Origin of the sequence: Pseudomonas sp. PDM09 (genome assembly GCF_014852305.1) — a bacterium.
GTDB lineage: Bacteria > Pseudomonadota > Gammaproteobacteria > Pseudomonadales > Pseudomonadaceae > Aquipseudomonas.
Genome location: NZ_JACVBI010000002.1, coordinates 890,405 through 898,233, shown reverse-complemented (window position 1 = coordinate 898,233; position 7,829 = coordinate 890,405). Strand labels below are relative to the sequence as shown.

The following is a 7,829-nucleotide window of genomic DNA, read 5'->3' as shown; positions in this document are numbered from 1 at the left end:
ATGGCGAGCTATACGTCAAGGAAGACCAAGCGTTTATCGTCCTGCAGGATCAGGGGATATTGCGACGACTGTTTGCTTACGGCACCTGGTTTATCTTGGTACATGGCCTGTCATGCTGGCTTGTAAATCAACGGATTCCATTGCAGAAGCTCAGTTTCAGAGCTCCAAAGCCCGACGATGAAAGCGACTACCGAATGCGTTTTTGCGAGAACATTCAATACGATGCGTCAACGACCGCTGTGAGCTTTGACAAAAAATTCCTGGACATGAAAATTGCGCAGTCGGCCGCAACCCTTCGCGGGTTTCTAAAAGAATCTCCTGCCAGTCTTTTGGTGAAGTACCGGAACGACGACAGTATCAGCGCACAGATAAGACGACACTTGCGAGGACTGAGCCCAGACCAATGGCCCGAACGGGAAGACCTGGCACTTGTGCTGCGCATGTCCAACTCGACACTTCAGCGCCGGCTGCAGTCAGAAGGCACCCATTATCAGAACCTCAAGGATGATCTGCGTCGCGACATGGCCATTGATTTGCTTTCGCGTGGAGATATGACGGTTACGGAAGTCGCGGCAGAAACCGGCTTCCAGGAAACCAGCGCCTTTCATCGAGCGTTCAAGAAATGGACAGGCGTCAATCCAGGTGCCTATCGACGCCATCATTTAGATGAGTGAACTCCACCAAGTGGCAAACTCGCTCTACTCCCACGCGCATTAGCCGCTAGCCAGGAGCTCGTCCCTGGCATTCGCTATCACCACCCTGTCCTCACACTGCAGCGGGTTCACTCGGCGCTTTTGCGACATGCCCAAACAGCTCACATAAGTTGGTGCGGCCAGGCATGGGCGGCGCCAAATCGCCTACCTAGAATGACCGCAAATGGCTTCCCTGCGAACGCCAGTCGCTAGAGGTCAACAATTCCAGCATCGAGGTTGCGGTGGTCAGTGAATACCCCAATGGCTAACCGCTTGGGGGAAGCAACCCTGATGTACCTAAGCAAGTGCACTTCACCAACAACACGTTAAAGGATATGCACCTTGAATCGCTTGTCACTACCGCCACTGTCAGCGCAAGAGCTTAAGCGCACGGTCGACTGGGCAATCGCCTCACGCCGCAGCGTCAGAGCCTTTCTCCCGACAGCTGTGCCCCATGAAGAAATTGAAGCGATTCTAGACATCGCTCGCTTCAGTGCCTCGGGTGTGAACATGCAGCCATGGCGCGTTCACGTCGTAACCGGTGACGCCAAAGATCGGCTGTCGATGGCAATCGCCGCTATCGACAACGATCCGCAGCTCAGTAGCGACCTGCAAGATCCTTACGAATACTACCCACGCGAGTGGGTCACGCCCTATGTTGATCGCAGGCGTAAGGTGGGTTGGGATCTCTATGGGCTGCTGGGGATTGCCAAAGGTGAAAAGCAACGCATGCACCAACAGCACGGGCGCAACTACCGATTCTTCGATGCCCCGGTTGGCCTGCTGTTTACGTTGGACAAAGTGCTTGAGCAAGGCAGCCTCCTGGATTACGGCATGTTCCTGCAAAGCGTCATGCTGGCTGCACGTGGCCGAGGCTTGCACACGTGTCCGCAGGCCGCATTTCTCAAATACCACAATGTCATTTCAGACGTTCTGAACATCCCGGCCGAGCAGATGCTGATATGTGGCATGAGCCTTGGTTACGCCGATCCCGTGGCTATTGAAAACACGCTGGTAACGGCGCGGGAGCCAGTCAGTGCTTTCGCAGTTTTTCACCATAATAATAAGGAGAGCAGTAATCTCCGACGTCCGATATTTTTCTGCCAGCGAAACAGGGGATGAAGGTATAGGTGATGTGAACAACCGCACCTTCAGCACGATGCTTTCTTATCGCCAGAGCGGCCACACCTTCGGCGCAGGTTTTCAGAAAGCCTGGGGGATACATCGTTCGCCATGATCAATGGTGCCGACACGTATCTGTTTGCTGAGTCGTTGGTCAGCACATTCACAGCCCCCAAGAACGCGTCTGGATCGCACGCTACGATTTCGACTTCGCAGCGGCAGGGCTACCTGGACTTACCCTGGGTTTGAAATACGCAAAAGGTGGAGATGTAGATCCCACCATTTTGGGCTCAACCGCGAATAATAGGTTTGCGGATAAACGAGTTGCAGTTAAGGCTTCTCAAAGAAATGCCCTAACTACAACCCGAACGTCTGGACGACGAGACTATCTCACTAGCTGCCGAACGGCGGCATCGGTATATCGCCGGGCTGCAGGCCCAACAGTGTCATGTACTCATAGACGTGCTGATAGCCGGATTGAGACTCGTAGCTTGTGCAGTCGGATTGAGATTTCCCACAGAGCCGCAACTCCATGTTCGCGCTGCCCATTCCCCATTGCGTGTAGTTCAGGTTGTTATTCACAACCTTGTCTATGCAGGAACAAACCATGTTCCTCGTGTTTTCCTTGGGATCGACCTCATAAAGGGTCAGGGAGTAATCGAGAGAAGTTGCACACCACGCCATCGGAACGACATCCAGCGTGTTGTAGATGCGTAGCGCATTGCCGGCCATTTGCTTATTGAAATAGCTGGCGAAAAAACCATCTCCCGCCGTGGGCGCAGCAAAGGTTTCGCAAAAGAAGTTAAAGCCCGGGAACCTGTCTTTCAGATAAAGCGCGAGCACCGACATGAGCGCACCGCCAAGGCTATGTCCAACCAGACGGATCGTCGCCCCACTTTGCTGCCTCCCAAGAAAATCGCACAGTGTGCCCGTGGCACCGATAGTCGAGGCTGTGGTCAGTATCGCGTTCACACCATCCGCCGTTCCCTGGGCGATACTCGCCGATCCCTGGTAACCCGGAATAACGCTCTGCAACGGCACCATTGGAAAAATATCGAGATCGTCCACCTGATCCTTCAAAGAATCCGTGAGTGTCCCACTCGTCACCACGACGATGTCGTTCCCGCTTTTCCCGCCGGTCAGCACCACGGTGATGTGCGCCGCATACTCGCCATCCATTACCAGCGCGGGGCCCCAGGCTATGTCATAGCCGCCGCCTACCTTGGAGGCCTTCAGACGCGAAAGAATATTGTCCGTAACCTGACTCGGCGTAGGATTCTTCATGTTTTTCCAGGACTGAGAATGCAACGCCGCATTGTTGACCACGAAAGCGTGTGTAAGACTGATTTGCCTTTGCTGAAGTGAGTCTAGCGAAGTCATGACTGCTCCTTGTCTCGAAGATAAATAATTCAACGGGACCAACGAAAACTCACGGCTGCCGTCGATCCTTCTGGGGCCAGCAAGACCGAGTGTAGTCGCAGTTTTGGAAGCATCAACTTGATGTGCAGCCATTTGAGCAGCAGGTCGAACGGTCCTTGATTCCGTCAATCCCGAAACTGCTGGTAGACCGCTGACCAGGACCCGAAGCGTTCGGGCCCGCGCTTCGTGCCAGCCTCGACGAGCAATATGAATGCTGAGGAAAGCCACGAGTTTTATACAGTCCAACTCGGCTTGCCTGCTCCGCTAGCCTAGTCGCCGATGCATTTTTCGCCGCAGCCTTGCAGCTCCAATTGGTGGATGCCCCGCGACGCACAAACATGGACGCCATGACACGGTGCCCGCCCGCGCCATGAAGAATCTAGCGCTATGTTAACTAGCGACGCTGTGCAGCCTGCGCATAAACTCCCAGGCCACACTGCAACCCAATCCTGTTTGCGCGGGTGTTGAGTGGCCTTGACATGTTCGGTCATTGAAACAGTCAGGGCGCACTCAACAACAGATTACGACTCGACCTCGCAAAATCCGAGGCTAGACCTCTGATTTTTTCAGACTAAACCTTTGTGGCATCGCACTCTCCACTCCGCAACAAGGCTCAAACCAATTCGGCTAAAGATGCCGGATTGAAGCCTTTTAGATCTGCGTAATCGCCATTTTCCACCTTGGCTGCCCAATCCTTGTCACTTAGCAGAACACGCCCTACAGCGATCAGATCAAACTCTTCGCGCTCCATGCGCTCGACAAGCCGATCCAAACTCGCCGGGGTTGATCCCTTGCCGGCGAAGGCGTTAGTAACATCATTATCTAGCCCAACCGAACCGACGCTAATGGTTGTGGCTCCAGTGACTTTCTTCGCCCAGCCCGCGCAGTTCAGCCCGTTCTCACCGTCAATTTCGGGAAACTCAGGTTCCCAGAAACGTCGCTGCGAGCAGTGCAGGACGTCGACACCGGCCTCGACCAATGGCAGCAGCCAATCTTCCATCACAGCTGGTGTTTCAGCGACGCGTACGCCGTAGTCCTGTTGCTTCCACTGGCTGACGCGCATGATGATCGGGAATTCAGGGCCAACAGCATGACGAACAGCAGATACGATCTCGCTGGCAAAGCGCGAGCGTTCCTTGATTGTCGGGCCGCCGTAGCGGTCGGTGCGCAGATTGGTACCAGACCAGAAAAACTGATCGATCAGATAACCATGGGCTCCGTGGATCTCAACGGTATCGAAGCCCAGTCGTTTGGCATCCGCTGCGGCCTTGGCGAACGCTGCTACCGTGTCGGCAATGTCCTCTTCACTCATCGCCACACCACGCAGGTCACCTGGCGAATCAAGGCCCGACGGGCTTTCCACTGGCGCATCTGGCTCCCAGTCGTTGATGTAACGCGTGGCACCGGTGTGCCAGATCTGCGGTGCCATGCGCCCGCCAGCGTTGTGGACCGCATCGATCACGTTTTTCCACCCCGCCAGCGCCGCTTCGCCGTGAAAAAAAGGGATGCCGGAGTCATTACGCGATGCTGGGCGATCAATCACGGTACCTTCCGACAAAATCAGCCCGACACCTCCCTCTGCCCGCCGCCGGTAATAGGCAGCGCTCGCTTCACCCGGGATGCCTTCGGGTGAGAACAGACGCGTCATCGGCGCCATGACAATCCGGTTTTTCAGTTCAAGCGAGCGGATGGAAAGAGGACGAAATAAAACACTGGTATCAAGCTTTGACATTGGATGGACTCCATTTGCTTTTGGAAGTCACATAAGTATATTTTGTAGACCTAATGTCAATTAGGCACCTAGAGTCGCCTAGGTATACATGAGGAAACTTCGATGCTGGAATTAAAGCCGCAATGTTTTTCGTCAGACTGCCCAAGCCGGGCGCTGTTCGACCAAATCGCAGACAAGTGGTCGATGATGGTTCTGGCGGTGCTTGATGATGGGCCGCATCGCTTCAATGCCATCAGGCGTCGCCTGGAGGGCGTCACTCAGAAGGCACTTACACAGTCCCTGCGGCGGTTGGAACGAAATGGTCTCGTCTCGCGCCAGATCATTTCGTTCTCGCCCGTGGCAGTGCAGTATGAGATCACCCCACTTGGTCTAACACTGCAGCAGCCATTTCGCGAATTGCATAAATGGACGCTCGACAAATTGCCTGAGGTTGAAACGGCCCGGTTGAAGTTTGACGAGGCCGCGCAGGGAAGCTGACGATGCGAGTCTTTTTATTGACTCGCCGCCACTGCCACCCTGCAACGCAGAATATTCGTCACAATAGCGATATAGGATAATTAATAAAAATCCGGTTTTCATCAAACTCATTGGTACTGAAATCCCGGCGAACACTCGAGTTTCGCCATCTGAAGCTGAGATTTTTCAGCGCGCCGGACTGCACGACGTAGGCCAATTCCGATTCTCGGCCCCATTCTTTGCCATCTGTGATCAAACCGCTGGTGTCGACCCGATCCTGGGACAACGCGCTCCACAACTTGCCTCTGTCGTACATTTGGTAGCGGCAGAATGGGGGTTTCGCTTGTACCGGCTTCGATGCAGCAAGTGCCTGCGGCCCTACCCAGCCCTTTTGGCGCATGACATACGGATGCACAACGGCGCGCTGAGCCTGATTGAACAGGTCAACGCCGGTGATCAGGTCAACCCCATGGCCATCCCCCCCTGACGGCAAAGTGTTGTTTGCCGCCTTGCGGGTCAAGCCGTTTCAGGTGCTGGGCCACCGTATAGATCCCAAGAGCGGACATTTGACTCCGCTGTCCAAAGCGCCGCTGGCAGAAAGCATGTTTTTATAGTGTTTCAGCTTCGCGCAGAGTCAGCGGGCTGTTCTGGATGTAGCGTGCAATCTCGTCCTTGCGCATGAATGCGACCCCCGGCCGGCTCTTGGCGTAACGCAGAAACTCGTCCCAGACCCTCACCATCTGCGGCGAGCCGCTGATGCGGTCATGAGCGCTGACCGACATCATGCGGCGGCGTGTGCCGGCTTCTTCGTAGAGTTGATCGAAATCCAGCTTGATCTGCTCCAGGAACTGGGTCGGCGAATAGTTGCGGCCTTCGATCAGCAGGATGTCATTGTTGCGCAGTGTATATGGCACCACGACGAAGTCCTTGCCATTGACCTGTTCGATGAAAGGCTCATCGCGACTCAGATCGTCGATGTGGTAGACGTAGCCCAACTCTTGTAGCAGCGACAACGTGTTCGGACCACGCCGCAGCCAGTTGCAGTTGTAGCCTATCGGTCGCTGGCCTGTGACTTCTTCGACCATGCTGGCTGCCTGGATGAGGAACTGCTTCTCCTCCTCGCGGCTCATCGCATACTGGGAACTCCAGCGAGGACCGTGTCCGGCCGCTTCATGGCCGCGCGCAACGATCTCTCTTGCGATTTCGGGATGCCGCCCAGCGGCCTCGCCGATCATGTGCGAGGTCACCTTGACATGGTGGCGATCCCACAGATCGAGCATGCGTGGAATTCCCTCGCGATAACCGTAGGCGAACCAGGTATTGGCTGCTAGATCCGATGGAATGTCTGGCGGAAAATCTACCTTGGGGAAAGGACTGTCCGTACCTTTGGACGGCTGTCCACCCGCCTCAAATTGCATGGAAATGGAAATGACCAGCCGAATGCCGTCAGGCCAGAACTGACCATGGCGTGGCGTAGCCACGAGCTTTGACGTGGCGGGTGCAGCTTGCGCGGCTGTGGTAGCAGGGAACACCGCACTCGCAGCAAGGACGCCCGCTGCCGCCCCGGCTCGATTGAGAAACGTCCGGCGGCTGACTTGCTCCGATGTATTCGGGCCGTCAGCAATGGGTTCATGGTCAATGTTCATCAGTGCAATCTCCTTACTTGGCAATCAAGCCGAGCTGTTGCACCAGGGTCAGATTGTCTTCCAGATGCCAGTTCTCAGCGATGCGACCTTCGACGACGCGATAAATATCGGTCGCGATGAAGTCGATCGGCTGCCCTTTGCCCTGGACGCTCTTGAACTGGCCGGTAAAGTGGCCGGTGAAATGCAAATGAGCGATGACTCGGTCGCCAACCACCATCATCTGCTCCACTTCACACTGGATATCGGGAATAGCCGCATGCATCGTTTTCGATGCCGCGATCGGCCCGGTGATGCCTTGGGGGCGACCTGGCGGCAGTGTTGAATCCTTGAAGTCGGGTGCCAGGGCGGCGCGCGCGAGCGCTTCGTCGCCGGTGGTCCAGAACGTGCCATAGCGGCGTGCGGCCAGGATCTGCGCCTCGACCTGTGTTTTCGCAAGACTATGGTCGACGATCACAGTGCGGGGTTGGACGAGCGAATCGGTCGCGGCGAAGACGGGGGTTAGCGCGACGGTGACCAGGGAAGTGAGTAACCAACAACTTGCGCGGGTCAGGCGCGCAACAGGTAAAAGCGACATGAGGATTCTCCAATCGATAGGTAATGAGGGATACACGGTCGAACCGCAGTTTGATAAAGGCCCGGCTGCTCAGGGGATGACTGATTGCTGATTGGTGACCCGTTCGATGACGACCCCGGATGCACCTTCGAGGTCTCCGGTGACGATCGTTGCATGGTCAAGCTTCATGACGAGACTCTGGCTGTTTG

8 protein-coding genes and 3 pseudogenes are annotated in these 7,829 nt (G+C 55.5%); 6 read left to right on the top strand and 5 right to left on the bottom strand.

Translation table 11 applies throughout. The features are described 5' to 3' along the window. The 4 genes and pseudogenes from IB250_RS08745 to IB250_RS28895 form a co-directional block, all read left to right on the top strand. The coding region (locus tag IB250_RS08745) for a helix-turn-helix transcriptional regulator (RefSeq protein ID WP_192343788.1) at positions 1–674 on the top strand (674 nt) is incomplete at its 5' end. 360 nt (positions 675–1,034) lie between these two features. Beyond that, entirely contained in the window at positions 1,035–1,814 is a 780-nt protein-coding gene (locus tag IB250_RS08740; RefSeq protein WP_192343787.1) for a nitroreductase, read from the top strand. Then, complete coding sequence (locus IB250_RS28900) at positions 1,729–1,929, top strand: OprD family outer membrane porin (protein WP_318652638.1); 201 nt, start codon at positions 1,729–1,731, stop codon at positions 1,927–1,929. Before IB250_RS08740 ends, IB250_RS28900 begins: the two co-directional genes overlap by 86 nt. A 46-nt stretch (positions 1,930–1,975) precedes the next feature. Continuing rightward, positions 1,976–2,044 (top strand): annotated as a pseudogene (locus tag IB250_RS28895) (hypothetical protein); the annotation flags it as partial. Between the two features lie 163 nt (positions 2,045–2,207). Here IB250_RS28895 and IB250_RS08730 read toward each other — a convergent pair. Both IB250_RS08730 and IB250_RS08725 read right to left on the bottom strand, forming a co-directional pair. Beyond that, the gene (locus IB250_RS08730; protein WP_192343786.1) at positions 2,208–3,194 is read right to left on the bottom strand and encodes a lipase family protein; all 987 of its coding nucleotides are present in this window, start codon (positions 3,192–3,194) and stop codon (positions 2,208–2,210) included. A gap of 652 nt (positions 3,195–3,846) precedes the next feature. Next, positions 3,847–4,965 carry an NADH:flavin oxidoreductase gene (locus tag IB250_RS08725; RefSeq protein WP_192343785.1) on the bottom strand — a complete coding sequence of 373 codons (1,119 nt, stop codon included), beginning with the start codon at positions 4,963–4,965 and terminating at the stop codon, positions 3,847–3,849. Between the two features lie 102 nt (positions 4,966–5,067). Between IB250_RS08725 and IB250_RS08720 the strand changes: the two genes are divergently transcribed. After that, positions 5,068–5,442 carry a winged helix-turn-helix transcriptional regulator gene (locus IB250_RS08720; RefSeq protein WP_192343784.1) on the top strand — a complete coding sequence of 125 codons (375 nt, stop codon included), beginning with the start codon at positions 5,068–5,070 and terminating at the stop codon, positions 5,440–5,442. Between the two features lie 58 nt (positions 5,443–5,500). Here IB250_RS08720 and IB250_RS08715 read toward each other — a convergent pair. Then, positions 5,501–5,707 (bottom strand): annotated as a pseudogene (locus tag IB250_RS08715) (OprD family outer membrane porin); the annotation flags it as partial. 123 nt (positions 5,708–5,830) lie between these two features. Between IB250_RS08715 and IB250_RS28660 the strand changes: the two are divergent. Further along, positions 5,831–6,026, top strand: a pseudogene (locus tag IB250_RS28660) (beta-propeller fold lactonase family protein); the annotation flags it as partial. 3 nt (positions 6,027–6,029) lie between these two features. Here IB250_RS28660 and IB250_RS08710 read toward each other — a convergent pair. Beyond that, positions 6,030–7,067, bottom strand: coding sequence for a polysaccharide deacetylase family protein (locus tag IB250_RS08710; RefSeq protein ID WP_192343783.1), 1,038 nt, complete (start codon positions 7,065–7,067; stop codon positions 6,030–6,032). A 13-nt stretch (positions 7,068–7,080) separates the two neighbouring features. Then, positions 7,081–7,641 carry an ester cyclase gene (locus tag IB250_RS08705; protein ID WP_192343782.1) on the bottom strand — a complete coding sequence of 187 codons (561 nt, stop codon included), beginning with the start codon at positions 7,639–7,641 and terminating at the stop codon, positions 7,081–7,083. Positions 7,642–7,829 lie beyond the last annotated feature (188 nt).

What these genes read in the sequence shown, in the direction of transcription:
- IB250_RS08705 (WP_192343782.1), bottom strand. Translation starts at nt 7,641, where the DNA reads ATGTCGCTTTTACCTGTTGCGCGCCTGACCCGCGCAAGTTGTTGGTTA.
- IB250_RS08710 (WP_192343783.1), bottom strand. Translation starts at nt 7,067, where the DNA reads ATGAACATTGACCATGAACCCATTGCTGACGGCCCGAATACATCGGAG.
- IB250_RS08725 (WP_192343785.1), bottom strand. Translation starts at nt 4,965, where the DNA reads ATGTCAAAGCTTGATACCAGTGTTTTATTTCGTCCTCTTTCCATCCGC.
- IB250_RS08730 (WP_192343786.1), bottom strand. Translation starts at nt 3,194, where the DNA reads ATGACTTCGCTAGACTCACTTCAGCAAAGGCAAATCAGTCTTACACAC.
- IB250_RS08720 (WP_192343784.1), top strand. Translation starts at nt 5,068, where the DNA reads ATGCTGGAATTAAAGCCGCAATGTTTTTCGTCAGACTGCCCAAGCCGG.